Origin of the sequence: Paraburkholderia humisilvae (genome assembly GCF_902859855.1) — a bacterium.
Taxonomy (GTDB): Bacteria; Pseudomonadota; Gammaproteobacteria; order Burkholderiales; family Burkholderiaceae; genus Paraburkholderia; species Paraburkholderia humisilvae.
In genome coordinates this window covers 24,333-50,043 of sequence record NZ_CADIKH010000033.1, presented here as the reverse complement: position 1 = coordinate 50,043, position 25,711 = coordinate 24,333, and the positions used below count along the sequence as shown (strand labels likewise).

Annotated in this window: 22 protein-coding genes and 1 pseudogene; 4 read left to right on the top strand and 19 right to left on the bottom strand. The window is 58.3% G+C overall.

The window, feature by feature from the left end; all coding sequences use genetic code 11:
• The first annotated feature begins 185 nt into the window (after positions 1-185).
• A complete protein-coding gene (locus HV796_RS27685) occupies positions 186-866 on the top strand; it encodes a helix-turn-helix domain-containing protein (RefSeq protein WP_175229695.1) in 681 nt (226 codons plus the stop codon).
• Here HV796_RS27685 and HV796_RS27680 read toward each other — a convergent pair.
• The 14 genes and pseudogenes from HV796_RS27680 to HV796_RS27615 all read right to left on the bottom strand — a co-directional run bounded on the left by HV796_RS27680 (position 814) and on the right by HV796_RS27615 (position 17,101).
• On the bottom strand, positions 814-1,518 hold the full coding sequence (locus tag HV796_RS27680; RefSeq protein ID WP_175229690.1) for a hypothetical protein: 705 nt from the start codon (positions 1,516-1,518) through the stop codon (positions 814-816). The genes HV796_RS27685 and HV796_RS27680 overlap by 53 nt on opposite strands.
• A 131-nt stretch (positions 1,519-1,649) precedes the next feature.
• Positions 1,650-2,723: a DUF7146 domain-containing protein gene (locus tag HV796_RS27675; RefSeq protein ID WP_175229689.1), complete on the bottom strand. Its 1,074-nt coding sequence runs from the start codon at positions 2,721-2,723 to the stop codon at positions 1,650-1,652.
• A gap of 61 nt (positions 2,724-2,784) precedes the next feature.
• Positions 2,785-4,893, bottom strand: coding sequence for a VWA domain-containing protein (locus HV796_RS27670; RefSeq protein ID WP_175229688.1), 2,109 nt, complete (start codon positions 4,891-4,893; stop codon positions 2,785-2,787).
• Between the two features lie 59 nt (positions 4,894-4,952).
• Positions 4,953-6,053 (bottom strand): DUF3150 domain-containing protein, encoded by a 1,101-nt coding sequence (locus HV796_RS27665; protein ID WP_175229687.1) that lies wholly within the window; start codon positions 6,051-6,053, stop codon positions 4,953-4,955.
• A gap of 211 nt (positions 6,054-6,264) precedes the next feature.
• Entirely contained in the window at positions 6,265-7,593 is a 1,329-nt protein-coding gene (locus tag HV796_RS27660; protein ID WP_175229686.1) for a glycyl radical enzyme family protein, read from the bottom strand.
• 565 nt (positions 7,594-8,158) lie between these two features.
• Positions 8,159-9,214, bottom strand: a pseudogene (locus HV796_RS27655) (ribonucleotide-diphosphate reductase subunit beta); the annotation flags it as partial.
• 109 nt (positions 9,215-9,323) lie between these two features.
• Positions 9,324-12,164 (bottom strand): ribonucleoside-diphosphate reductase subunit alpha, encoded by a 2,841-nt coding sequence (locus tag HV796_RS27650; RefSeq protein WP_175229684.1) that lies wholly within the window; start codon positions 12,162-12,164, stop codon positions 9,324-9,326.
• A gap of 400 nt (positions 12,165-12,564) precedes the next feature.
• The gene (locus HV796_RS27645; protein WP_175229683.1) at positions 12,565-12,792 is read right to left on the bottom strand and encodes a hypothetical protein; all 228 of its coding nucleotides are present in this window, start codon (positions 12,790-12,792) and stop codon (positions 12,565-12,567) included.
• A 110-nt stretch (positions 12,793-12,902) separates the two neighbouring features.
• Positions 12,903-13,379: a single-stranded DNA-binding protein gene (locus HV796_RS27640; RefSeq protein WP_175229682.1), complete on the bottom strand. Its 477-nt coding sequence runs from the start codon at positions 13,377-13,379 to the stop codon at positions 12,903-12,905.
• A 16-nt stretch (positions 13,380-13,395) separates the two neighbouring features.
• The gene (locus tag HV796_RS27635; protein WP_175229681.1) at positions 13,396-14,424 is read right to left on the bottom strand and encodes a hypothetical protein; all 1,029 of its coding nucleotides are present in this window, start codon (positions 14,422-14,424) and stop codon (positions 13,396-13,398) included.
• A gap of 10 nt (positions 14,425-14,434) precedes the next feature.
• Positions 14,435-15,040, bottom strand: coding sequence for a hypothetical protein (locus HV796_RS27630; RefSeq protein WP_175229680.1), 606 nt, complete (start codon positions 15,038-15,040; stop codon positions 14,435-14,437).
• Positions 15,041-15,042: 2 nt separating this feature from the next.
• Positions 15,043-16,158 (bottom strand): AAA family ATPase, encoded by a 1,116-nt coding sequence (locus HV796_RS27625; protein WP_175229679.1) that lies wholly within the window; start codon positions 16,156-16,158, stop codon positions 15,043-15,045.
• Between the two features lie 59 nt (positions 16,159-16,217).
• Positions 16,218-16,841 carry a hypothetical protein gene (locus tag HV796_RS27620; protein ID WP_175229678.1) on the bottom strand — a complete coding sequence of 208 codons (624 nt, stop codon included), beginning with the start codon at positions 16,839-16,841 and terminating at the stop codon, positions 16,218-16,220.
• Positions 16,838-17,101 carry a hypothetical protein gene (locus tag HV796_RS27615; protein WP_175229677.1) on the bottom strand — a complete coding sequence of 88 codons (264 nt, stop codon included), beginning with the start codon at positions 17,099-17,101 and terminating at the stop codon, positions 16,838-16,840. Before HV796_RS27615 ends, HV796_RS27620 begins: the two co-directional genes overlap by 4 nt.
• A 677-nt stretch (positions 17,102-17,778) precedes the next feature.
• On the opposite strand from HV796_RS27615, the gene HV796_RS27610 reads away from it, so the two are divergent.
• Genes HV796_RS27610 through HV796_RS27600 form a run of 3 tightly spaced genes read left to right on the top strand, consistent with a single transcriptional unit; the run spans position 17,779 to position 20,808 of the window.
• Complete coding sequence (locus HV796_RS27610; protein ID WP_175229676.1) at positions 17,779-18,522, top strand: hypothetical protein; 744 nt, start codon at positions 17,779-17,781, stop codon at positions 18,520-18,522.
• 3 nt (positions 18,523-18,525) lie between these two features.
• Positions 18,526-20,367 carry an ATP-dependent helicase gene (locus tag HV796_RS27605; protein ID WP_175229675.1) on the top strand — a complete coding sequence of 614 codons (1,842 nt, stop codon included), beginning with the start codon at positions 18,526-18,528 and terminating at the stop codon, positions 20,365-20,367.
• 42 nt (positions 20,368-20,409) lie between these two features.
• Positions 20,410-20,808: a hypothetical protein gene (locus HV796_RS27600; RefSeq protein ID WP_175229674.1), complete on the top strand. Its 399-nt coding sequence runs from the start codon at positions 20,410-20,412 to the stop codon at positions 20,806-20,808.
• Between the two features lie 58 nt (positions 20,809-20,866).
• Here HV796_RS27600 and HV796_RS27595 read toward each other — a convergent pair whose 3' ends face one another.
• The 5 genes from HV796_RS27595 to HV796_RS27575 all read right to left on the bottom strand — a co-directional run bounded on the left by HV796_RS27595 (position 20,867) and on the right by HV796_RS27575 (position 25,693).
• Positions 20,867-21,595, bottom strand: a complete 729-nt coding sequence (locus HV796_RS27595) for a carbon-nitrogen hydrolase family protein (protein ID WP_175229673.1) — start codon at positions 21,593-21,595, stop codon at positions 20,867-20,869.
• A gap of 620 nt (positions 21,596-22,215) precedes the next feature.
• A complete protein-coding gene (locus tag HV796_RS27590) occupies positions 22,216-22,914 on the bottom strand; it encodes a bactofilin family protein (RefSeq protein WP_175229672.1) in 699 nt (232 codons plus the stop codon).
• Positions 22,911-23,807 (bottom strand): hypothetical protein, encoded by an 897-nt coding sequence (locus HV796_RS27585; protein ID WP_175229671.1) that lies wholly within the window; start codon positions 23,805-23,807, stop codon positions 22,911-22,913. The genes HV796_RS27590 and HV796_RS27585 overlap by 4 nt, the downstream gene beginning before the upstream one ends.
• An 18-nt stretch (positions 23,808-23,825) precedes the next feature.
• Complete coding sequence (locus HV796_RS27580; protein ID WP_175229670.1) at positions 23,826-25,094, bottom strand: recombination directionality factor; 1,269 nt, start codon at positions 25,092-25,094, stop codon at positions 23,826-23,828.
• A gap of 65 nt (positions 25,095-25,159) precedes the next feature.
• The gene (locus HV796_RS27575; protein ID WP_246356070.1) at positions 25,160-25,693 is read right to left on the bottom strand and encodes a hypothetical protein; all 534 of its coding nucleotides are present in this window, start codon (positions 25,691-25,693) and stop codon (positions 25,160-25,162) included.
• Positions 25,694-25,711: the final 18 nt, after the last annotated feature.

Here is a 25,711-nt window from a genome sequence, read left to right as displayed (position 1 = left end):
ACGCTGTCCGACGCTCTTGGGAATAGACGAAGCTGGACCTACCGGGTCGACTTGGACGCCCCGGAAAGTTAGCCGGAGCATTAGGCTTGACAAAACCGGCTTATCAACGTTCGACTTTTGTCATCCGGGGTTGCGGACCTGCGGCATAATACGCAGCCGAAAACTCACTTTTTGGGTACGCCACTATGGAAAAGAGCGGCATCGACGCCGTCAGACAGACGTTCGGAAAGCGACTGCATACGATTCTTGATGCACGAGGCCTACCGACTACTGGATTCGCCCGAAGCCGGTACATCGCCGATTTAATTGGGGTCACATCTCCAACGGCGTATAAATACCTGTCGGGCATATTTGTTCCGGGCTACGACATCCTTATCGAACTAGCGAAGCGACTGAACGTCACGCCCGACTACCTTATTGGCGTGGGTGGCCCGAACAGCTACCTTCTCTACGATCCGACCGGGCACAACCCGATTCAGATGTCCCTGCCTGAACGCATCAAGGAATTTTCGACCATCGGCTGGATCGGACTTTTCTTCTATTGGAGCGTAACACCCCGCGAGGCAATCAGTCTTGTTCGTCCCGGCGACATAATCGTCTACACGATTCAGAACTTGGGACTTGAGGCGGGTAGGCACTACATCGTCCAGTACGATGGATTGATGTACATCGCTCAGCTAAAGGCCTTGGAGACGACAGACGAAGGTGTTTCACAGTGGGAATTCTCTTTTGAGGACAACACTGTGATTGACGTCGCCCAGACTGATATAGGCTTTGGCTTCGCACCGCACCAGGTACCGCAGAGCCTCAATGTCATTGGAACTCCGGTCTATCGCCTGCCTGCTGGGCATGCTTTTCCACGTTGAATTCGGTGTAGGCGGTGATCAGGTATCCATCGTCGCCCACCACGAACACCCAATGACTGTCCGCGTGGTACAGCCTGGTGCTACCACGCTCCGGATTCGGAATAGGCCACATTCCTGCTTTCGCAACCCGTTGCATCTCCTTCCAGGCGTCGGTCACATTGACGTGATTCAACCGCGCACGGAATTGATCGAAGCCGTGCTGTCGCACGCCGACCCTGCCGTGCCCCTTAACGTCCAGGACGAGCTTGAGCGGCTCAGACACCGACAGATGCCGCACACGAGTACTGGCGCCCTCACCCACCCAACCGCAGTCCTTCTCGACCTTGAGCGGGACCTCCGCGAATTTCGTTCGCAGCAAGACCGCAAACGGATACAGGTGTGACTTCTTGCTCCGGCCGCTTTGTAAAGCCGCGATCGTCGGATTGGAGATCGTGATCTCGAGGCTCGTTCCGCTTCGATTGTCTCCCATCAATTGAACTTCCTCTACTAGGTAATGTAGCGCGCTCAGCTCCGCCACAACATCCTTCTCAGCGATGTCAGTCTCCACCATTACATACACGATGCCCTGTTTGCGACCGAGCCGCCACGTACAAACGAAGCGCTCTTCTTCGGCCCGGGTATGGATGGTAAGACGATCGATCAGGTAGCTCATTGCATTTGCCTAGCGTTATGGAGACAGCATACCGGTTCCGAATGACCTTGCAAGAGGGAGACCTTGCTCCCATAAAAAAAGCGCCGAGGTTTCCCTCGGCGCTTCCTGTTCAGGCCGTTTCCGACCTTTCTTCATGACCGCTTTGGCAGCGAACGAACAAAGTCCAGCATGTCCGTCCCAGTCTTTGCTGGTGCGTACTTGATCACTCGCTTACCCATCGCCTTCGCGCGTTCCGCGAGCTTCTCGCCCGCCTGGAAGCCACGACGAACTCCCCGGCCGTCGGGAAGATCATTGTCCCGATAGATCCGAAGGAGATCAATGTCGTCGAGCACGGAGAAATTGAACTCCTCCATCCCGCCGGCGTCGACCATAGACCAGCACGCTTCACCGCGGAACACCCGGACAGCCAGGGACGTTTCAATGCCTTCCGCAATGCTCAGTTCCCGGCTAGCCGGAGCGTGGAGTCGAATGGCCCCGCCTTTGACTTGCAAAGAGAGCTCCTTCTTCCTCACGCTCGGTACCGGAGCCTTTCCACCATCCTCCGTGAGGAAGGTTCGATGGATGTTGCAACAGACACCGTCCGGCCCTTGAATTGCCGCCACCATACCGGGGAACTTCCCGACAAGAACGAAATTCTCGTCCTCGTCCTGTTCCCAATAGGGCAACGCAGGATGAAACCGGAGAACAGCGGGGATATCAGCAGCGTCAAGCTCTGGAAGGCGACCGGTCAGATACTTCCAGACCGGGTCGCCTACAGAGACGCGCCGAGCCTCGTTCCAAAGCTTTACGTGACGAGCCTTGCGTCGGGCAAACTCCTCCCTGCTCAACGGCTCGCCAGACCGCCGCGGTGCATCCGAACTTCGTGGACGTACCGGGAGCTCGGGCAACCCAGCCCCGAGCGATTCCAGCACCCAGCGAACACGTTGCATGAACGTCTTCTCCGGGAATACCACGCTCAGCAGCTTGAGGCCGTTACCGCCACCGCATCCGCGGCAGAAGTAGCTTCCATCCCCGTACTTGTCGGTAAAGGCATATCGGTCCTTCCCTCCACAAAAGGGACACGGACCGTTTCGCTTCAGTCGCAGATACTGTTCGTCTAGGCCGGCCACCTGCAGCAAGTCAGGCCAACGACCATCCGAACGCGACTGAGCTTCGGCGACCTGCCTTTCATTCTCAAGCCGACGCTCGAGCACATCAACGCTCATCGTCTACTCCTGTCTGCTACTGCAGTTGAAAAACCGGGGGGTTTGCCCCCCCGGGCCCGACCTACGCTGCCCTCTTCAGGACAAGCTGCTTGCGAAGCAGCTCGAACATCTGGGTCGGCAGATCTGCAACCTCCGAGATACAGATGCTGTTGGGAATCACGCCGGAGATATCGAGTCCGATACCCACACCCATCACCTCGATACCCCAGCGCTGACACGATGCGACCACATCCGCCACGCCTTCCTTGCTGTCTGGTACACCGTCCGTGATCGGCAGAAGAATCCGCCGGGTCGCCTTGGTCGACAACAGCGAGTACTGGCCATACAGCATCGCATCTGCGAGCGGCGTGTTGTGACCGTCCGCTCGAACCGCTGCGATTCGGCCGGCACGCTTCCGCACCGCCTCGCCGAAGCGATTCAGAACGAGAACATCCCGATCGCACTCTCCCGATCCGGCCGGAAACGCGGACGTTGCCACCTGTACCCCGTCGATTTGCCCGAGAGCAATACCGAGCGCGGTGCAGGTATCCATCGCCAACGTCATCCGCTCCTCTACGCGCATGCTTCCGGAGCGATCCAGAAGCAGGTGGATGGCCACGTCGATACTGCTACGCGACGACTCCCTCTCGAAGATGTTCAGGTCTCCGGTCGACAGCCTGAGCGCACCCAGATTGCAAAGACGCTCGCCCGCATACACGTCCCGACTACTGGTTCGCGTTATCGCCTCCAGGGCCGTGGTCAATCTCCGACGCAGCGCGATCGACTCGCGCTTGACGCGCTGGACGATTTCGCTGTTGTCTTCGATCTCCTCGGTGAACGGGATAGCGTTCGACAGCACAGGAGGTGCCTCCGACTCAGCTGCCATCCCGCTCAGCATGCCCTGAACGATTTCCCCGAGATCCTCTCCGGGGTTGTAGCCAGCGCCCAACGCCGCATGAACATCGCGCGACGTCGCTTTCTGGGAGAGATCCAAACCGGATGTTTCAGGATCATTCGCCTGCGCCCGCAGCTGCCCGTCGTCGCCTGAGCCATTTGAGCCCGCGTGGTCTTCAGCGACAGCAACAGGCTCCTGGGCCGAACCTCCTCCCGATTGGACACCGACGCCCGTCTGCGAACCGCCGCCAAGTCGCGAACCATCGTCCGGATCAGTTGCAGATCCGGCGACACCTTCCGACTTATCGCGGTCAGGCTTCGCTTCAGCATTACTGCCGCTGTCGGCAGGCCCGCTTTGCTCCGACGACGTGTCTCCGGTCCCATCGGTTTCCGCGTCCGCGGGACCTTGCGAAGGCTTCCCTTCGTCGGCCGACCTCGCATCACACCCCGCAGCAGAACCATTCTCGCAAGCTTCCGCCGCCGCTTGATCAGCCGACACGGGAGGGGACGGAACGGCACCGTCGTCGCCGGGCTCTTCGTCTTGCCCGTCGTCCTCCGGTTGCCCGCCCTCGCCGCCACCTGAACCTCCCTGCGAGGAATCCTCGTTGGGCTCGTCCTGACCGTCGCTCTCCCGACCGCTCGAGTCCTGGTCCGGGTCCGCGTTCTCGTCTGCGTACTGCTTCAGGAGAGAGACCGCCTCGACAGCAATCCGGGCAGCATCCGCCGACGAGAGTGCAAATTGAACCTTGCCGATGACCGTCAGATACGTATCCGAAAAAGCACTGCCGAACGCACTCGTAAGCCATTGCACCGCGATCGCCTCACGAGCCTCGAAGAAGGTTCGCTTGAGCTGCCGCCAGTTCAACGTATGCGAAGTTACGGTGACGAGAGCATCAGCCAGATCGGAGGCGTTCGACATTTCGCGAAGCAACCCGTCTTTCGACAGGGTCTCCCGCATTGCCGTAAATATCCGATTGGCACCAGCGTAGCGCCGCTCCACCAGACCTTCGATGCGGACGTCCTCGATTGCATTCCAGATACGGTAAGTGAACACCGGGAGGTCCATCGCCGCAATCGACTCAAAGTCGGTATGAACGATATGTCCTGCCCCCTCGTGGAGGACAAACCCGAGCCCGAGGACTCGAGCCTTTTCCACTTCGATCGGAAGATCGGGAAGCACGATCTCACTGGAGCTCGCGCAGGCTCGATTACCGCCGATGCGCACCTTCAGACCACACTTCTCCGCAAGCAGCCTTGCCGCGATGGGCAAGGCGCCTTTTAGTGTATTGATATTCATGCGATTCCTTGGAGAAAGAATCGCCCCCGGAGGGGGCGATTGTTACGCCCCTTTCGGGTTCAGATCCCGAAGGCCGTCGCCACACCCGGCTGGGGTGGCAAAGGCAACGGCATCGACGGAACTGCTGGGCCAGGACGGCCGACAGTTGCTGGCGAACCAGCGCTAACAACAGGGTGCTGGTGAGCTGCCACCGGCACTGCGACCGGCGGGGCGTCACCCTCTTCATCTGCCACAGCAAAGCGCGGACCGACTGCGAGATTGAACGTCGCGGCGACGTCCCCCGACTGCAGACACTGCTGGCCAAACGCCCGCATACGCTCCGGCCGTCTGAGGATTCCCGTCAGACCCCAAAGTGTCGTCAGATGGATGCCCTCAATCTTTCCCTTCTCCGGCAGCAACTTAATGCTGTAGTCGATGGTGTCGATGATCGGTCGCACACACGGGTCGAGGAAGGCAAGCCCTTCCATCTTCTCGCGAATCGCCTGCAGCGCGTTCTTGCAGCGCTGTGTGACGTACTCTCGCGCCTGGCCTTTCTTCTCGCTGCCGAACGACAGCGTGCGTTCTTCGAACGCGGCGGCCTCTTGGGCAATCTCCCGGAAAAGCGTCCCTGCCAGCCCCTGCTCGGCCTGTTTCAGGCCACCCGCCAGTTGGTCAAAATCTTCTTCCGACTCGCCGACAGAGCGAACCTTGAATGCCTGCCAGCGAAAGCCCAGAGCACCTTCGACGTATGCCTTTTCGGGCGCCTCGTCTTTGATGATATGAGCCCATTCCTGGTTTTGCGCCGCGTTCTGCCACTCGAGGATCAGACGATCGTAGTTCGAAACGAGATGGTTACGCTCCTTCTCGTATTCGACTGCGATGGCGTCAAGATCATCCGCGACCAGCTTTGCCTTTCCGGCCGGAATGGCATAGCCGCCCAGGAAGCGAACGCCCCGGCTTTCACAAGCCTTTTGCGCACGCTTTTTCAGCTTGTCAAACACCTTGAGGTGCTCGCTGTCGATGACCTTCTTGCTACCCAACGACGCGAGGTCGCCGTGCGGCAGATCTTCGACTTCACCGATATCGGTCGTCTTCAGCTTGCGGCGACCGGACCAGATGTGAGCTTCGATACTGAAACAGAGAACCCTTTCGAGGGTTCGGACTTCGGTTTGCTGCGACATGGAGATCTCCTGAAACCCCGAAGACTCCATGCCCCCTACCGGGCATGAAATCCCCGGTAGGGTTGACAAACGAATGGCTGACTTGGATAGGTGTGTCAGCTACCCTTTCTGCGCTACGCGCAAAAAACCTCTTTGCAAACACCTCGTTTTGCAAAGAAGTCTCTTGATTAAATGGGCCGGCCAAGCCCATTTGCATGTCCACCGTACGCTATCAACGTACAGTCACGCCCCAGAGGCCTTCCTGCTGACACCGCACGGCAAGTTCCCCCACCTGCTTGGCGCCCCAGTCGTCCGGAACCAGTACCTCAGCAAGGTACTTCGTCCCGAAGGCTTCCGAAATCGCAGCATGCCATTGCAACTGCTGGCCGACCCCCTCTGCGGTTCGCACCGCATCGATACATCCGTCCGACGTCAGTCCGACGGCGTGCGCAGAAACCGGACGGTCCGCTACCAGGGCCCACCCGAAAATCTGCACGTTCCTGAGTCCATACACTCGTACACGCTTCACCAACTCCGGCGGCAGCAGCGTCGCTATCGGTCCGGCATCGAACTCCGCGCAATCGAACCATTCCGAAGTGCCGTGTTCCCGTGCGAGATCGCACGATGCACCGTAAGCTTCGTCACGGATCATCCCAGCTACCTGTGCAAGCGACGCGTTGGCTCTATCCGCACTCCCTACGCTCCCGAGTTTCTGGAGCGCCGAAGCAATGCCCGATATTCCGATGGCGATGCGTCGGGCCACACTGGATCGCTCCAGATTCCCGCCTATCGCACGAACGTCGTGCATCGCGTCAAGATCGCGGATCGCCAGGCGTATGTGCTCCTTGAGCCGCCTGTCGTCGAGCTGGGCGTTCTTGCCCGGAGATTCGACGAGGTAATCGCACAGGTCCAATATCATTCCCGTGACCACCTCGCTTGTGCCGATAAACTCGGAACATGTTCCGAAGATGCCACCGCAGCCATCCCGTACCACTGGACTCTCATCGAAAAATACACCACTGACCCCCGTCCCAAGGGATTCGAACGCGATCAGTGACTGCGGGGATACAGCGCTTGATCCGCGTCGGCCATTGCTGACGCGAACATACGTTTCCGCAGTCCCCAATGACGCCACATCGGCAAGATGATCCTCGCCGATCACGACCATTGGCAACGAGCCGTCCACCGGACCGCCACGCCGTGAAGACTCATAGAGCCGTTCAATCGACTGGACAAGCAATCCGCACGACGAATCGAAGGAAAGCATTTCAGTCGTGGATGCAGCTGCGGACGACGTATCGACTAGCAGCGGCACACCCTCATGCCCGGCCATCACGACTTCAGCCAGGACGTCGTATGCAGAACTTTCGCTTGAAGTAGCCAGACTGATTGCCAGTCTTGGGCTTAGACATGGTATCGAAGCGCCTTCGACTTCGAGGGCGCGACGAGCCAACGCAGGACCGGCCGCACGGGCTTGGGGAATCCCATCAGCAATGCTGGGGAACCCCCGCCCCGGCTGCACCGTGATCTGGGTATCAGACACCTGGGTTTGGACGTTCATGTTGATCTCCTTGTCGAACGTGAACCCCGGAATCGGGGCCCCCCAGAGCGTTGAGAATCGCTCTGGGGGGCCTCGAAACCGGGAACACTCGACAGGAGAAATGCCAATCCAGAATGGAGAGGCGTGACGTGAGGGAATAAACCCTGAGGCCTGGCTAGTCCAGCTCAAACGCAGGACGGGCGTACCAGGCGACCCTTCTGTGCCGGAGCACAAAAAAACCTCGCAAGCATCCAACCTATGCATGCTTGTGACGTCTCAGAAAGGGAAAAGCGCCGACTTACAGCTCAGGCTGGTATAGACCCCCAGCTAGGTAGCGCAAATTATAGTATAGGTAAATTCCTGACGGGAATTTTTCGCGGCATCTCGCAAAACCTGCCGCTCTCCATCTCGAATCACCATGAACATCTCTAATAGGTAACCACTTTTACACTGTTGACGGTTGCCGCTCCAGGAGAGTGGTCTCCTTCCTGGCTTCGTAACAGGAATCGAACACCTTCTTAAAAAAATGGCACCCGGTGTTCCGGGTGCCTACCTGGTTGCTGCTGGCAAGAGCCAGCGCAACTCATCACTCCCAGCTCAAAGCGCCACCCGTCTGGTACTCAAGTACTCGGGTCTCGAAGAAGTTCCGATGTTTACGGAGATCAAGCATTTCGCTCATCCACGGAAATGGGTTGGTCTCTCCCTCGAAATCAGGGTTGAGACCGATCTGCGCCTTACGCCTGTTGGCGATGAAACGCAGGTAGCCCTTGAACAAATCGGCATTCAGACCAAGAACACCGCGGGGCATGGTGTCCTCCGCGTACTGGTACTCGAGGCGTAACGCTTCCTTGAATACGCGGTCCACTTGCTCCTTGAAAACCTCCGTCCATAAATGTGGGTTCTCCAACTTGATCGCATTGATCAGGTCGATGCCGAAATTGCAGTGCATCGACTCATCCCTAAGGATGTACTGGTACTGCTCCGCCGCACCCGTCATCTTGTTCTGCCGGCCCAACGACAGGATTTGCGTAAAGCCGACATAGAAGAACAGGCCTTCCATGAGACATGCGAAAACAATCAGGCTCAACAGAAGCTTCTGATCGTTCTCCATCGTACCCGTCGTGAAAGACGGATTGGTCAGCGTCTCGATGAACGGGATCAGAAAGTCGTCCTTTGCCCTGATCGACGGAACTTCTCGATAGGCATTGAAAACCTCCCCTTCATCCAGTCCGAGGGACTCCACGATGTATTGGTAAGCGTGCGTGTGCACGGCCTCCTCAAACGCCTGCCGGAGCAGGAACTGACGACACTCCGGTGCGGTGATGTGCCGATAGGTGCCAAGCACAATGTTGTTCGCAGCCAGCGAGTCAGCAGTCGTGAAGAACCCCAGATTCCGTGTGACGATCCGACGTTCGTCGGGCGTCAAGCCATTCGGGTCTTTCCATAGCGCAATGTCCCGCGCCATGTTGATTTCCTGCGGCATCCAGTGGTTTGCGCAACCAGCCAGATACTTTTCCCAGGCCCACTTGTACTTGAACGGTACGAGCTGATTTACATCGGTCTTGCCATTGATGATCCGCTTGTCAGCAGCATCGACTCGACCGGTGGCACCGCCTGCATGCGCGTTAGAAACGGCGCTGAAGGACGAAGATATTTCCATCTCAAACTCCGAAAACGAAAGAAGCAGGACGGCCCAAGGCCGTCCTGCGATTAAGACATCACGAGTCCACCAGCTAATCCCTGACTCATTTCTACTGGCACGCGTCACAAGCTTCGTAACCCTGATCGCCTGGACGCATCGTGCAAACGGGACCGTCTGCTTCCAGTGCCGGCTCCGCGGTGATACGCGGAGCAACAGCAGCCGGAGCCGACGGGGCAACCGCATTGAGCGCCCCCGATGTCACTGTCGATTTCTCGACAGACGTAGCCGCCATCGTGCGCAGGTAGTAGGTCGTTTTCAGACCACGAATCCACGCAAGCTTGTAGACCTCGTCCAGCTTCTTGCCCGACGCGCCCCCGACATAGATGTTCAGGGACTGAGCCTGGTCGATCCACTTCTGCCGGCGGGCGGCACCCTCCACGAGCCACTTCGGTTCGATCTCAAACGCCGTCGCATAGCGCGCCTTGATTTCCTCCGGTATGCGGTCGATGCGCTGAACAGACCCGTCGTAATACTTCAGGTCGGCCAGCATCAACTCGTCCCAGATGCCGAGCTTCTTCAGATCGGCAATCAGGTACTCGTTGACCAGAGTGAACTCACCGGACAAATTTGACTTCACATACAGGTTCTGAAACTGCGGCTCGATACACGCTGATACACCCACGATGTTCGAGATCGTCGCCGTCGGTGCGATCGCGATACAGTTGGAGTTGCGCATACCTTGCTTCAGGATCTTCTCCCGCAGGTTGTCCCAGTCCATCGTAATGCTCTGATCGACTTCGAGATACTGACCACCTCGCGATTCAGCCAGAAGCTTCATCGAGTCGAACGGCAGGACACCCTTCGACCACAGCGACCCCTTGAAGCTGGAGTAAGCGCCGCGTTCCACAGCCAGATCCGATGAAGCCTCGTACGCGTGGTACGCGAGAGCCTCCATCGAACGGTCCGAGAACTCGACCGCCTCGTCGCTTCCGAACGGGATGCCAAGGATATACAGCGCATCCTGGTGCCCCATCAGGCCCAGACCCACCGGGCGGTGCTTCAGGTTCGACAAACGAGCCTTCGCCACCGCGTAGTAGTTCATGTCGATCACGTTGTCGAGCATCCGCATCGCAATGCGGACGGTACGACGCAGCTTCTCGTGATCGATCCGCCCATCCTTGAGATGATTGACCAGATTGACCGAGCCCAGGTTGCAGACAGCGATCTCCTCATCGCTCGTGTTCAGCGTGATCTCTGTGCACAGGTTGGAGCTATGCACCACGCCGACATGTTGCTGCGGCGAACGGATGTTGCACGGATCCTTGAACGTGATCCATGGATGGCCGGTTTCGAACAGCATGCCGAGCATCTTTCGCCACAGTTCCACGGCCGGACGACGCTTAAACAGCCTGATAACGCCCGCATCCGCCTGCGCCTCGTACTGAACATAGCGTTCCTCGAACTTCATGCCGTACAGATCATGAAGATCGGGGACGTCATTCGGGGAGAACAGCGTCCACTCACCTCCTTCCATAACGCGTTTCATGAACAGGTCCGGAATCCAGTTGGCCGTGTTCATGTCGTGCGTGCGGCGACGATCGTCACCGGTGTTCTTGCGCAGATCGAGAAACTCCTCGATGTCGAGGTGCCACGATTCAAGATAGGCGCAAACCGCCCCCTGGCGCTTACCACCCTGGTTGACGGCCACAGCCGTGTCATTGACCACCTTGAGGAAAGGGACGACACCCTGTGACTTGCCATTGGTACCTTTGATCCTGGCACCCATGGCACGGACGTTCGTCCAATCGTTACCCAAGCCGCCGGCGAACTTCGACAGCAAAGCGTTTTCCTTCAGTCCATCGTAGATCCCTTCGAGATCGTCCGAAATGGTCGTCAGGTAGCAGCTCGAAAGCTGCGAGCGCCGCGAGCCCGTGTTGAAGAGCGTCGGCGTGCTCGACATGTAGTCGAACGACGACAGCACCTCGTAAAACTCGATCGCACGCGTTTCGCGTTCGATCTCATTGCGGGCCAGCCCCATCGCGACGCGCATCAGGAAAGCCTGCGGCAGTTCGATGCGACGCTCGCTGACGTGCAACAGATAACGGTCATAGAGGGTCTGCATGCCGAGATAGTTCAGGAGTCGGTCGCGCTCGGGCCGGATTGCCGAAGCAAGACGGCCGAGGTCGAAACCCCTGGACATATCCTCTGTCAGCAGCTCGGCCTTCACACCGGCCTCGATACCCCGAATGAACGCTTCGCCATAGCCTGCAGCCACCTCGTCCAACGTTACCGGCTTACCGAAAACATCCTGCCCAAGCTGGAATGCGAGCACGAGCCGAGCAGCGGCCTTAGCGTGCTCCGGCTCGACCTCGATCTTCGTCCGCGCCGCAAGAACCAGCGCATTCTCGATCTCGGTCTCCTTAGCCTCGTTGTAGAGGTTGCGGACCGCCTCATGGAACAAATCCGTCGCAGACACGTTCTCGAGACCCAACACCACGGACTCGATGATCGCTATCCAGAAGGTTGCATCGAACGGCGCCAATGCACCGTCACGCCGACGATATGACTTGACGTGGTCGTACTGACCCATCGTTGGCGCCGGAGTGCGTTTCTGCGAAGCCATTTCGCGGTACAGCACATACCCGCGTGCAACTTCGTGCTCACCACTACGCATGAGCACGCGCTCCACCTGATCCTGAATGTCCTCGATGCGGAAAGCAACGCTCTCCCCTCGGCGGTTCAGGGCTGCACAGACGTCCTTGGTCAGCTCCTCGACCTTGGCGCGCTGCGCAGCACTCAGGGACGACGCGCCAGGCCGATACAGATTGCCATGTGCGTCGTACAGGAATGCCTTGGCCATAGCATTAGCGATCTTCGCTCTGTCGAACGATACGGTCTCGCCACTACGGCGGATGACCATGTGTGCACCAATCAGATCTTCGCGTTTCATTTCTAACTCCTACTGTGAAAGTTGTTACCCAGGTGAAAAGGCGCGAGGCCCAGTTAAACGGCCTCGCATCGAGATCGCTTAAGTGGATCCCGAATCAAGTGGGCGACAAGAATCGGCAGGAATCTTCCCCAGCGGGAAAGCAAACCCCCGCCGGGCTCAAGACATCGGCCTGCAAAAGACCGACAACGAGTAAAGGGACCGCGATCCCCGAAGCACGTGGTGCTTCAAAACGATAGTCACCTGAGTGACCGTGGCTGAATCCGTCAGCTCGGGAGCGAACATCGCTCAACAGAACCGGTAACTTCCCCAAACCGATCCACTGGAAAGGCTTGGGGAAGTCCGCTCTTTCGAGCGGACTTCGGCTTGCGTACGGCACACGGGCCACACGCGGAACAAGCGGTCAATCCAGCACCGCAGCGACGAAGACGCTATGCGCCGAAACGAACTGGTCGGGATCGAGAGACTCGTTCTCCACGACCAGGCCGATGCCGTCGAACGCGACCTGCTTAACCGTCGACTTGCCGTCTGTCTTGACCGTCACATCGCAGGCGAACGTATTGCGCATCACTTGCTCATTCTTGATAAATTCGACCAGTTCAGCGCCCGTCTTCACACGTTGAGTATTCATGTCCAACTCCGTCAAATTGAATTGATACAGGCGGACACGTCCCCGGTCGGGGAACGTGCCCCCTTCCGGAAAAACTCAGTTTCAAAACGAATCAGGTAGTGACCCGGCCTTCAAAAAGCCGGACCACGATCGTCATCTCCGTAGCCACCCGCATATCCCTGACCTTCGTCACGGAACTGCTCGGTGCTACCTTGGTGCTGCCCAGGACCGCGCGAACCAGCCTGCCCGTTGGACTGTTGGCGGACCAACTCGCCCTTCTTGGCAATCAGCTCGATCGATTGAACGTACATCTCCACCACCTTGCATCTCTGCTGGTCCCTACCGACATAAGTACGAGGCTTCACGCGGCAAGTGATGTTGACAAGGTCGCCCTTCTGGTACTTTTCTGCGACCTTCTCTGCATAATCGCCGACCACAACGCAATCATGCCACTCTGCAACCTCCACCCAACTGTTCGCTTTCCTGTCGAAGTAGTCATCGTTAGAACAGAGTGAAAACTTCGCCTGCGGCGTACCAGACGGAAGGAACCTTACCTCCGGATCCTTGCCGATCCGACCATGGATGAAACAGACATTGGTGTTACGCATACCGTTTCCCCTACTATCAAAGCTTGACGATGTTGTAGGCGTTTTTCCAAGCTTTCCGCCCGTTCGGTTCTTCCCACTCGATACGCCCGAGATGTTCGATCCGCACGCGGTTTCCAACCTGCGCCCCACAATCGGCAATCGCACGCTCGAGGTCGGTACCAAAGACCGGCAGAACATTACCGAGCAACTCATCAGCTTCGATGCTCACGCAGTACTGCTCGATTTCCTTGTTCTCGAGCATGCGAGGCTTGACCCCGATCTCGACAATCTCGCCCGTGTATACCTTCGACGGACGGCTACGTTTCTGCTTCTTCTCCACGGCTTCCTTGAACGAACTCGGCATCACTGCCACATCGCCGTCCGCGTTCTTGGATCGCTTTGGTGACTTTTCAGATGAATCGCCGCCGGCACTGCGCTTCGTGGAGTCCTGGTCTTTCGAATCCGACGTCGGCGCTGCCGTGGCCGCAGGGTCGGAAGATCCTCCCGCAACGACTCGCAACTTCACCTCATGCTCCCCCCGCAACAGCTTATTCACCTGTGCGACGGTTGCTCTGACGATCGAATCGACTTCGGTCATACCGGAATACGAGACCTCTTGCAGTTCTCGACGCTCGAAGCCGAGACGCTCGGAAAGCGTACGGTCATAGATCTTCACCAGCCTCCTGACCTTACCGCCGGGGTAGAACCAGAACAGCACCGTCCCGAACCCTTTCTCGAACGTGATACTCCGAGTAAACGCGGCCGAGACCGGCCCTTTCGACGCCGTAAAAGTCGAAGCCGGCTTTGCCGCCTCCACCTTTTCAGGTTTTGACGTCTCTTCCGGCTTGACCGATGCGACTCCGTCCTCGCCCACTTCCGATACTTCGCTTTTCCGGGAAGACTTCGCATACTGCAGGACGGTACGCAGCAACAGCAGTACACCTCGAGTCGTAAACCGCAGCACCGCAAAAGTCAGTTTGAATGCGAGTTCAACCAAGCCGAACGCGAGTTCAACCAACGATTCGGAAAGGCTCTGAGGCTTCCGGGCCGTAGCTTGCTGAGACATATCTACCTCTCTAGAAATTGACCAATGACCTCCCCACAGTGAAAACCGTTGGAGCGGCAACCAGTCCGGCTTTGACAGATATCCCCTGGTGCGCCCCCAAAAGGAGATCGCGACCAAAGAACGACAACATCTCCTTCCCACCGCGATGGATGGGTACTTCGTCGAGATCTTCAATCGTGCTATCGGGCTTCGCCACACGGATACCCAGCTGCATCGCGGCGCCAAGTATCCCGAGAATGGTTTGCCCGTTTGCACGTTTGCCTACAACGGTGACACCGTCGTAGGTTTCGACAAAACTCCAGTCGGGATCGCTCCCGACGTATTCCGCCACCATCTCGCGAAACCTGGAATCGATCGAGCCGTTGACCAGCACCAGCAGATCCGAGGAGGGAGCCTGATCGACGCACCCCTCGTTCAACATTGCCTCACCGATGAGTTCGAACCCCAACGAGTTCAACTGGCCCTGAAGCGATGAGGACGTCCCCGAAGCGACGTCATAATCCTTCAGGCGGCCACCGCTAACACCGACGAAAAAGCGCGTCAGGTTGTCGGAGGCCGTCGGTAAAGCTACATCGATCCCGTCAGAGCTCTTGCGATACAACTGGACGGGAATCATGGTCAGGCACCTGCGTGTTGCATCGTGTGCAGGTTGTTCTTGCTGGACTTGTAGTCGCCACCGCCGAACGTCTGCGTCACGAGCTCGTGCACCGCGACTCGGACTTCATCAGAACAGGAGAGCGACCAGGCGCGCTCCAGCCCGTAATGCATCGGCGACTCCACGAGGCTGCCCTGCGTCGAAGCACTCATCGCCTTCGAAACCCAACGGCGCAAAACACGCGTCGAGATCGTCTTGTCGAGTGCACCCGAATCGTCAGTCACGCCTGCATACAACTTGCGCACCTGATTCGCGACAGAGACAAAGTTCTTGGCGAGGGTGTCGGCCGGCAACGTAGGCTGATACGGAGCAATCAGTTCCGTTAGCAATTGGATCTCTTCCTCTGGTGGGAGATATCCGAACCAGCTGTACTCCCAGCGCTCATCATTCGCGTTGTCTTGCGTATGACGACCCTGTACCAGCCCTTTGTCGTCCTTGGGGTTACACGTCGCATAGACCCGGAACCCATGACGCGGAACTACCAGCTCGCCTGTTTCGGGAACGAGATACGGCCGCCCCTCCAGAAGCATGTTCAATCCCGTCATTTCGCCCGGATCGATAACGTTATATTCATCGATGAGGACGGGCCAGCCGAGGCGAGCCGCCATGAGCACGGGACCGTCGACCCACGAAACGCCGCCGTCCTTGTTCGGGACGAGGCGCCCGATCAGGTGATAAGCCTGGGTTCGCGGATTGGCCGACATACTCAATAGCGGAAGATTCAGGGCGGAGTGAAACTGCTGAACGCCCATCGTCTTGCCCGTGCCTGGATGGCCCAGAGCGCAGAAGGCGTTGCCGCCCGCCATGTAGAAATGAAGCAGATCGCGCAGATTATCGATCGGCCACTTGTACGTCGAATCGTTTGCCGGAGTGAACACCGAAGGTTCGCTCAGACCGAGGATTTTTGCACCACGCATGCGTTCGATGCCGAAGCAATCGAACCCGTCGAAGTGAACCCATTGCGGGCTCGCCTGCTGTTCAACAGGTGCGGCCGCAGCAGCAGCCGTCGCGGACACCTGCGAAGCCTTTTTTCGGGTCTTCGCCGGCGCGCTGGCAGGTTGAGTTGCTTGGGTCGTCATGGAGTTCTCCAGATATTTGGAGGACTCCAGCCCTCTCGGGGACTGGAGCCCCCGTGGGCTTAAGTACTTAGAATCTGCGCCTTTCTCGCACGAATCTGTTCCCTGAGTTCATCAGGGTTCAGGCCGGCGACTCGGCAGCAGGTGACGAAGGTGAACGGGATCTCGCTCTGATACAGCTTGACCCGCATCCGACGCTTCTCAACGATTTCAGTTCTCTTGCCGTCGACGATTTCGTCGTCGACCTCAGAGAGGAACTGGTCACGGTAGCCCATGAAGTTCGGCTTCAACACCCAGTCAAGGATGTCGTGCTTCTCCTCTAGGTTACCGCGCATCGACAACAGTTCGATAGAACGCTCGAGACACAGAACGTGAAGCCACTTCACGCCTTCATCGCTCCACTCCTCTCGCGCACAATCCCCCCCGACCACACCGACGACCGGAACCTCCACTTCGCCTTCGTCCGCCTCGAAAATCCGGGCAAACGACTCACAAAGCAGCGGCATATCCAGGTCATCGAATCCTTCAGGGATTGACCGAACCTTCAACTTACTCTTGGCGTAGGCTGACTGCCTCGCCGTTCTCTCGCGCGCCGCCTGATCCGCCTTCGCTTCCCGAACGACCTGTTCGTGTTCGGGAATAAAGAAGAACGTACCTTGGACCGGCACCAACTCGATCGCGCTCATGAGCCGTTCTCCTTGTCGGTGAACAGCTCCGCACCCTCCCTCAGCGCTTGAACGATATCCGTGAGTCCGCGGCTATCTTTCGTGACACTAAGGAAATGGTGCTGCCCGTGGTCTTTCTTTTCCCGATGAAAAATGAGGCATCCACTGGGATTCGACAGTTCCCAGACCGTAAAAAACCGATCACGAGTAATGTCGTCGACCTCCACGCGAGACTCGACGCGAGAATTGCCTTGCAGACGAGAAACTTCCGTCCAGTTCATAGGCTTCTCCATCACAGAGACGCGAGAAGCCCATCCCCTTTGCGGAAATGAGATTCCCGCAAGGGTTGAATACGCAGCATGAAGCTACGTCAGGCGATGCCTGAGACAGATTGGCTGGATGACCAGCTATGGCCCGGGGAACCCCGGACTTACCCCCTGACGCGACAACGGTCAGAGGGCATTTCAACGACGTCTAACAGCTACGTCGCACGAAATACTGGCTTTGGAATAGACAATGGAGGGAAAGAGAGCGTTTTCAACGCCTATTCGAAAGCCCCCGGGGACCACCCGGAGGCGAGTACTTCTGGCAGTGCTTGAGGCACTCCCGGGTCAGCGGGACCCTTTTACAAAGCGATTTGGCAGTTTCCTGCCAGGAACCGACCGTCGTCAGTCCGCACCAAGGGGGCTCGAGATGAGTACCAGCTCCAGCTGCTGAGCGCCGATTCTCTACCGGCACGGCGTCGATTTTCTACCGGCCCAATCGAAATTGCAAGTGAATTCCTGACAGGAAATTCCGACTTTTCGCGCCAACACATTGTGATCCGTCCCCTTCGTTTCCTCTGAATTTGCCTCGACAGGCATGGCTGAAAGACCCGCCTCTTAGCTAACGTTTCAGAGTTGTTACAGCTAGGCCTCGCACTTACTCTACGCTGACCCACTTCCTATGAGGAACCATCATGACCATCGCGGAAAGCGTCAACCTCCTGCGCCCAACCGTAACCATGCAGGTCGCGGAATTCGCCCGGGAGACCTTCGGTCGGCAAATGCGAGGCGCGCTCGAGAAAGAGCCGGTCGAGTTTGGCTCGAGCATCGTCCAGTCGTTCGTCCGGCGCGACTACACCCTCCTCAACAAGAACCTGCACTTCGCGATCGATGCTCCGCGCACACTACCGCGCTACGATGCTACTGCCTGCGACGAGATCGACGAGTTGTTCCGGAAGAAGATCGGCGAAACGATTGCCTACGTCAACAACCTGAAACAACAACTCTGGCAACTGTTTCAGGCCAACGCCATCGAGCCGAGCGCCGAATTCCCGAGCGTGCTCAAGCAGGACCTGCTTTACGCCTCACCGCACGCGAAGAACTACATCAAGCTACTCCGCATCGCCGACGAGTACATGCTGCATCTCTGGTCGGCCTACCTGAACGGACTGGTCTCGGCCCGCGATCGCCACGGTGAAGAGCTCAAGGTGCGCAAGCGCATCCGCTCCATTACGAATCTCGCACGCGATGTCAAGTTCCAGACATACAAGAAGTTTAACGCGTGGCAGGCAAGCGAGCAGGCCCGCACCGGCGCGGCCACAGTCGCCGCTACGCCAGTGAAAGCGCCCGGCGCCGAAAGCGAACCGCCTGCTCCAACGGGCGACGCCGCGCAACCTGCCCCGGCGCCCTCCGACGAAGCCCATGCACAGGCGGCTTAGTCCGTGAGTCTCAATCCTTCCCAACACCGAGTGGCTCATGGCTCCGGCAATATGCTTGCCGTAGCCGGGCCAGGTTCGGGAAAGACCAAGACGATCATCACAAAAATCGGCGTGATCCTGCAGGCCGATCGGAAATTTCGGGTAGGAGCCGTCACCTTCACCAGCGATACCGCGAACGAGATGCGCGAACGACTGGTGAAGGAGTTTGGTTACGACGTCCTCAAGCGGGTTGACCTGGGTACATTCCACAAGCTGTCAATCGATCACCTCCGCCGACACAAGATGCTCGGCAAGATCGCCACTCCTCCCGAACAGAAGACCTTTCTGCGCAGGGCTATTTCGGCAACGAACACTGAAATCGACAACGAAGAAGCATTCAAGCTCTTCGAGAACTACAAGTGCGCAATCGCGCCCTCTGGGAGCGAGATTCCGCCGTTTATCCTGGCCTACAACGAGATGCTCAAGCGCAATCGCGTCGTCGATCTATACGACGTCATGCGCGACTGCGCGACGAAAATGAGCAATGGAGATTTGCCTCCCCTGCCCGTCACGCACCTCCTCGTCGACGAGTTTCAGGATAGCGACGAAATCCAGTTCGTGTGGATGATGGCGCACGCCAAACGTGACATCCCCGTCACGATCGTCGGAGATGACGATCAGTCCATCTATGCGTGGCGTCGCGCACTAGGCTACAAGGGCATGATCGATTTCGTTGAGCAGACCGGCGCCGAGATCATTCCATTGGGCGAAAACTACCGTTCCCATTCGGAGATCCTTGCGCCGGCCGATCGGCTGATCCGTCACAACGCTGGTCAGCGCGTCGAAAAAGAGCTCGTTGCCAAGCGCGGGCCGGGCGGCTCAATTCACGTGTATGCCGTGTCGGCCGTAAACCGCCAGGACGGCGAAGAGCACGATACGGTCGCGCTCCAGACAGAATTTCTCATCCCATACATCATGGAATTCTTGCTTCCCGACGAGGAACAGCCCGGCGGACGGCTGGCTGTCCAGCCCGGAGAATGGGCCATCCTTGCCCGCACCAACTTTCTCCTCGATTCAGTTGAGGCAGTGTTGGACCAGTTCAACATTCGTTCAAGGAGAAACGGCGCTTCGTTCTGGGACAAGGATTACATCAACAGCTACCTGCAGTTGCTAATTTCGGTCGAGACGATGAACCGTAGCGGCATCGACCATGCCCTGGCATTCGTCGGCACAAGCGAGGAAGCACTAAACCAGCTTCACAAACGAATTCCGGGCGCTACGATGGCACCGTTCTTTGAGCGGGACTTCGACGACTACGGCGACATCGCCAAGATAGACGCTGAGCACATGCGAACGCTTCAGCAACTGCTCGTCACGTGGCGGCAGGACGCACTGTTCCGGAAGATTCCGGGCACCACCACTCCGATGCGATCGGTCAACCAGGCTATCGACTCTGCGGCGACGTTTCTGACGATGGGTATGCGGGCGGGCAACTTCCGCGACCGCGTGGCCAGACACTTGACCAAGGCAGGTGACATTCTTAAACGCCGCAACGGCTCCCTTGTCTCGCGTGTCCAAAGTGTGCAAAAGCCGAAGGGCAAAGACGATCCCGCATCTGTTGGATTGTTCACCATGCACAGCTGCAAAGGCCTGGAGTTTGGGAACACCGCTATCGTCGCCGCCGATAAGGACATCGTCCCATCGCTCGGGGAGGGCAGCACAGAAGTCGACGAGCGTCGGCTCTTCTATGTCGCAATGACTCGAGCGAAGAATCGCCTTTTCATCCTCCACACGCCAATCAACGATACCCCCTATATCGCTGAGGCTGGCCTGATCTCCAACCCCGCAACAGTTTACCCGGCATAACGCCTCTCCCATATATACGTTCAACCGAGAGAAAGCCCCACGATGAACCGCATCGCGCTACCAACCGTCGACGACTACAAGCGCCTCTACCAACAGGAAAAAGCGGAGGTCTATTCCGAAGACAGGTGGGCGGACACTGCCTGGCTCTACGACGCTTGTGTGCTCGCGTGGAAAGGTCTCGTATATGCTGTTGTACTCGTTCCGGTGGTCGCGTTTTGGGTTGCCGCGTCAGATCTGCAGCACGCCCGGGATATTCTCAATCTCGGCAGCGTCGACGAGCTAAAATCACTGCTGTTTCGCTATTTCGTCGGCTTTTTCGGGTTAAGCGTATTCGGACACGCTCTCTTCTATCGTTGGACCTTACCGGCGAAGATCAAGCGTCGGATCACAGCAAAGGTCGTTGCGCAGTACATCAAGGAGGACATCCGTAGCGGGCGCTAGCGCGTTTCGCAGAGCGGCGGTCCCTCGCGTGAGCAAAGGACTTCGCCACATTATCGGACTACTGGTTCATCGCGATCAGCAGTGGCAGTTTGAAAAGCCGTGCAAACCCTTCCGCATAGCGGCGTTGCAATACGGGCTCGCCCGTACCCTTCGCCCACCACAGATTGGATAAGCCGACGATCATGTCCGGCTTCTCCCGACCGATCGAATAAAGCACCTCCCAAGGCAGATACTCCTCGTAGCAAAATACGAACAGAGCGCTCCTTCCGTTGATCGGTACCACGCCACGTGCAAACCAGTTAGCCGGATAGTGATACTTTGATAGCGGATTCCACTCCGCGACCGGCACCGTCTGTCGAGCTTCGAAAATAAACTGTCTCACCCCTTCCGGCCAGTATTCGTAGGTCCGCGCCTGGTTGGCCATCCCGGAATCCGTGAGCTCGTTTGAGCCAAATATCACCGAGACCTTTTCCTCTTCGACCGCCTGCCCGATCATGATGTCGATCGCACCCTGCTCGGATGAATCGTAAGTGCCGATGATGCTCTCGGGAAACACAATAACCTTGGCGCCGGCTTTCGCAGACTCACTGATCGCCCGGTGCATCTCCACCAATGTGTCTGAGACAGTCTCCGGCGTTTGCACGCCCCACGTGGTCGACACGGCTGTCCAATCCCCGATCCGCGAATGCTGGCTCTCCTGCATGGGCGATAGCACAAGGGAAAGAAAGGCCACGCCGGCGACCGCAAGCCTTCCTGGCCTGGTGTGCGCATAGGCTGCGAGTAGCATCGTTAATCCGAGGCCTAGGCCCAAGCCAACCCACCTCGTACCCGGGAACCAGAATCCCCAGGTCGCAATCAACGTACCGGGCAGAAAAGCTCCGACTGGCGGGTATGCCCACAGAACAGTCCATGCCAGACCCGCGACAGCCTTCTTCTTCGGGCTCTGCGTGTTCCTGGGATACAGCATTGCGACCGTCGCGCTGAACGCCAAACCGTAAGCAGATCCAGCGATAAGCCCCAGGAGCCAGGACCCACCGAAGAACTGCCCTGCTCCCCCAAATCCCATGACTCCGATGGCCAGGCCATATCCCAGCCCGAGAAGCCACGCTTGCATTCGAGATCCACACATGACCATAAACACTGGCAGCAAAGCGGCCAGCAACGGTGCGGCGCCACTACGCCAGCTAATTGCGCAGACACCCACGCCGAAAAGAAGCGTGCCAACGAATACTGCAGCGGTGTTCTTCCAAAGGTCCCCGAAGCGCTCACGCCACCGCCCTGTATACCTGAGCACGGCTCTGGGCTCCTTTCCCGCGTAATCCGTCATTCCAATATGCTCCAGAAATGAAAAGCCGCGACGGTCTAACAAGACAACGCCGCGGCCTCTGCGTGCAAATTGTGGCCCGATCAGCCGCTATAAGGCACGCGATTCCCGGACGCGTACCCGCTATGGCTGACATAGCCCTGTTGATGCTGCTCGCCCGCGCGGCCCTCGTCCGGCTCCGACGCGACAACGACGCGCAAGGGCACCGCAGTAAAGTTCGCGATCGGCGACGGGCTGTTTGGCAAAGCCAGAGGAGCCCCCGCCATCTGATGCTGCGGCGGCACTTGGTCGCGCTGAGTCTGCTGGCCTGGCGGTTGCCACGTCGCTGCCGCCTCCTGCTGAGTCGCCGGCACCACCGGCACGCCCACGTCCGCGATCCGCTGAATCTGGCCGCCAACGTTTGTGGCCGAAAGGCCGTTGTGCTGGACATCCGCATGCAACTGGGCAAAGTGACTCACCAGCAGACCGTCGACCATCTCGCACCGGATCAAAGCCTTGCGATTGGGCAAGCCGACCTGGCCGAAGATGAGGCACCGCCCCTTCGCGAACACGCTCCCCTCGATGATCGCGTCCCGATCGATCACGAGCGTGCCACTTTCGCTGTAGACGTTGCCCTTGATCACGCCGCCAATGCGGCCGCCTTCCTTAAGGCGCAGCGATCCATCCGATTCGATCGTTGCTCCCGCCGGGAAAACCGTTGTCACGCGTTCTCGCACAGGGTCGATGTTCAGGACGAACGAAACGACATCGACCTGCTGATCATTGCTTGTTGCATTACTCATTTGGATTCACTCCCTTTCGAATCGGTCGCTTTGTCGCTGTACTGGCCACCCACCAGGATGGGCGAATTCTGTTCCGATGGTTGCTGACTTACCTCGCGCTCACCATGTCGCGGGGTCTCCGGGACGGGACGTCCGCCGCGTCGAACGGGCAGCGGCCCCGCCGGCGGAATTGGCAGAACGGGAGTGGCCAACGCCATCACGGTCGCCGGCACCGGATTAACCGTCACCGTCTTAACGGGTTCAGCCTTTACAGCCACTGCTGCAGCGGTTGTCGGCTCAGCTAAAGGCGCAGCCGCGGCGAGCGGTTGAACAGGCGGTTGCGGCCGTTGCGTGACCGTAGCACTTCCTTGAACTGTGGGCGTGGAAGCGGTGGCAGATGCTTCGACCGTCCGGGGCGCAGTGACGTCAGTCGCTGGCGCCGTGCGCTGAGCAAGCGCCGCGGTCACCGCCGTGCTCGCGTCCGCTTTCAACGGTACATGTATGCTCGGAAGGAACTCCGCGATGAACTTCGCTCGTCCATGCAACCAGATATCCCCGACGACCATCGCCACGAATACCACCGCGATGAGTGCCCAAGCCGTTCGCATCCGCTCAGCATTCAACGGCTTCATCACAAACAGCGCCCGCCACTTACCTTTCGTTACAGCGATGGGCTCCGCCGTACCGGGCGCGGCAAGAACGACCGTCTCTGGAGCTGGTTCGAGACTAACCGCGTCTGAAACTCGGGCCACGTTCGGTGCCGCCGATTTTGGCTGGTCGGGCTGAACCGGTGCCGCTGCTGGCCTCGGAGGAGTCGGCAAGGCAGATCGCGGAGAAACATCAGGTGAAGGGTCATCGAGTCGAATCGATATCATCGACCCGATCACCCTCGCATCGAGTTCTTCAAAGGCCATAGCTTTCCTTTTGATCCATCAGAACACTGCAGGTGCCGCATTCGCACGCGGCATTTCGGGGATACCGGACAGGGCTGCGGCCACGACGCGAGGAATCGCCGCGGCCAACGGCGCCTGAACGAGCGTTGCCGTCGCGATCTCTCTGGTCGCCGTTTGGACAAGCTGAAGAGTCTTCGGGCGGTCGTCGGACGCCTTTACCGCCTCCCCAAGATCCGTGACCTGAGTACGCGCTGCCTCCCGTTCCTGGACGCCCGCCAACGCGGCAGCACGCATCCGCTCGCGAGCCCCGGTGGCCGGCCCTACGATCGGCCGGCGCACCGTCTCACCGTCCGTTTCGATAACGTCTCCGACAGCCGGTCCATCCGCCAACTTTCCAGAGGAGTTAACGGCTGTGCCTCCGAAATGTTGAGCGGTGACTTCCTGCGAAGAACGTCGAGCGTCCTTTGCGTAAAAGTCTTGGACCTGCCCGAACTCCTCCGGCGGTGCAAACGCCGAATGCCGCTTCAATTCGAGCATGGCCGCCTCGAGGCCCTCCTGATTGAAGCCGGCCTCCAGCTGCTCCTTTTCATGCACCCGGGCCAACTTCACCGCCTCGTTGGGGCTCACTCCTCGTAGCACGAGATCAGCGTAGAACACCGGTCCTTGCGACGGGTCCATCGAGGCCGTATTTCTCATCTTAAGCAACATCGGGATACCAACAAGCTTTCCGCCGAACGCCCCGTGCATTGAGTGGAGCTTGGCAAGCAGCGTCTGCCCGGTGTTTCTCCCGGCCGAATGCAGGACGAAAACTGAGAACTGATCACCCTGCCCGTCGATGCGAAAGATGAGCGAGGTTCGGCGCTGGCAAAGCACATCCTGACTATTTCCAAACGGGCACCGGTCGCAACCGACACATTCTGTTTCGCCGGCCCGCGTCGACTCGGCGATTCGAATCGCTTTGACGCCGTCGCCAACGCAGACACGTTTGCCGTCCGAAAGGCGGCGCGCCTCGAACTGCTGCGTAAGGAGCAACTCGGGCTTGTTATACGGCAACAGGATCGGGATCCGGAGTAGCTTTTTCGGGTCGTGGTTCTCGCCCTCACCCTCTCCGGCCGTCTTCTGACAGTTAAGGAGCTTCTCGTGAAGAGCGTGCTTTACCCACGTGCCATCCGGGTTCTTTCGCCGGGTATGCACTTCGAAGTAGTCGAAATGTACGAGTTGACCCTCTGCCCCCGCCTCACCTGGGCGGACTTCGCCCATGCGAACCGTGCCGAGAATAGGGGTGTCGAATTCGAGTCCAGTTACCATTGCTTCCTCCTTAAGTCAGTGGAGGTAATTTCAACAGATTGCGATTCCATTTCTAGCCCAGACTTTCAATGCCGAGTTTCGTGACCCCAGATCGCCGTTTTTCCCGTCAAGAAGCGGATGCTTTCGTCCAGTCTCGCAATCTCCCCATCCACATCCCCACCGTTCCGCGCCGGCACGTCGATCACACGAACGCCAGACCCATTGTGCAGATGGACGCGATATGCGTGATCAACGGTCGTTATCGTGACTCCGTCGATTTCACTCTCTTCAGAGATCGTCCGAGTCCCCGTACAAATCAACATTCCGCGTGCGTCGTCAATTGCCGCATCAATCCACTTGGCTTGGCCAATAACGGCGCCACCGACCTCGGTCATATGGAAACCCAGGTAGCCTTGCAGCTTCGGTACGACCGATTGCCAAACGTCTGGCGCCGGGAGGCTAAATCGCTGGCTTCCGTTCGTCTCTCGGGCTACCACACCGATTGCCATCACGACCTCGGGCCAGACCTCCCCCGGCCCGATCGCATGGACATATCGTTCGATGCTTGCAGTTCGGTTGTGCATGGCGAGCGACACCATCTCGCGCTCGAAATCCTTCATGGTCTCCGGCGATATCAC

Bases quoted from the DNA above. Each gene is read 5' to 3' on its own strand.
- HV796_RS27685 (WP_175229695.1), top strand. From the start codon at position 186: ATGGAAAAGAGCGGCATCGACGCCGTCAGACAGACGTTCGGAAAGCGA.
- HV796_RS27680 (WP_175229690.1), bottom strand. From the start codon at position 1,518: ATGAGCTACCTGATCGATCGTCTTACCATCCATACCCGGGCCGAAGAA.
- HV796_RS27675 (WP_175229689.1), bottom strand. From the start codon at position 2,723: ATGAGCGTTGATGTGCTCGAGCGTCGGCTTGAGAATGAAAGGCAGGTC.
- HV796_RS27670 (WP_175229688.1), bottom strand. From the start codon at position 4,893: ATGAATATCAATACACTAAAAGGCGCCTTGCCCATCGCGGCAAGGCTG.
- HV796_RS27665 (WP_175229687.1), bottom strand. From the start codon at position 6,053: ATGTCGCAGCAAACCGAAGTCCGAACCCTCGAAAGGGTTCTCTGTTTC.
- HV796_RS27660 (WP_175229686.1), bottom strand. From the start codon at position 7,593: ATGAACGTCCAAACCCAGGTGTCTGATACCCAGATCACGGTGCAGCCG.
- HV796_RS27650 (WP_175229684.1), bottom strand. From the start codon at position 12,164: ATGAAACGCGAAGATCTGATTGGTGCACACATGGTCATCCGCCGTAGT.
- HV796_RS27645 (WP_175229683.1), bottom strand. From the start codon at position 12,792: ATGAATACTCAACGTGTGAAGACGGGCGCTGAACTGGTCGAATTTATC.
- HV796_RS27640 (WP_175229682.1), bottom strand. From the start codon at position 13,379: ATGCGTAACACCAATGTCTGTTTCATCCATGGTCGGATCGGCAAGGAT.
- HV796_RS27635 (WP_175229681.1), bottom strand. From the start codon at position 14,424: ATGTCTCAGCAAGCTACGGCCCGGAAGCCTCAGAGCCTTTCCGAATCG.
- HV796_RS27630 (WP_175229680.1), bottom strand. From the start codon at position 15,040: ATGATTCCCGTCCAGTTGTATCGCAAGAGCTCTGACGGGATCGATGTA.
- HV796_RS27625 (WP_175229679.1), bottom strand. From the start codon at position 16,158: ATGACGACCCAAGCAACTCAACCTGCCAGCGCGCCGGCGAAGACCCGA.
- HV796_RS27620 (WP_175229678.1), bottom strand. From the start codon at position 16,841: ATGAGCGCGATCGAGTTGGTGCCGGTCCAAGGTACGTTCTTCTTTATT.
- HV796_RS27615 (WP_175229677.1), bottom strand. From the start codon at position 17,101: ATGAACTGGACGGAAGTTTCTCGTCTGCAAGGCAATTCTCGCGTCGAG.
- HV796_RS27610 (WP_175229676.1), top strand. From the start codon at position 17,779: ATGACCATCGCGGAAAGCGTCAACCTCCTGCGCCCAACCGTAACCATG.
- HV796_RS27600 (WP_175229674.1), top strand. From the start codon at position 20,410: ATGAACCGCATCGCGCTACCAACCGTCGACGACTACAAGCGCCTCTAC.
- HV796_RS27595 (WP_175229673.1), bottom strand. From the start codon at position 21,595: ATGCTACTCGCAGCCTATGCGCACACCAGGCCAGGAAGGCTTGCGGTC.
- HV796_RS27590 (WP_175229672.1), bottom strand. From the start codon at position 22,914: ATGAGTAATGCAACAAGCAATGATCAGCAGGTCGATGTCGTTTCGTTC.
- HV796_RS27585 (WP_175229671.1), bottom strand. From the start codon at position 23,807: ATGGCCTTTGAAGAACTCGATGCGAGGGTGATCGGGTCGATGATATCG.
- HV796_RS27580 (WP_175229670.1), bottom strand. From the start codon at position 25,094: ATGGTAACTGGACTCGAATTCGACACCCCTATTCTCGGCACGGTTCGC.
- HV796_RS27575 (WP_246356070.1), bottom strand. From the start codon at position 25,693: ATGAAGGATTTCGAGCGCGAGATGGTGTCGCTCGCCATGCACAACCGA.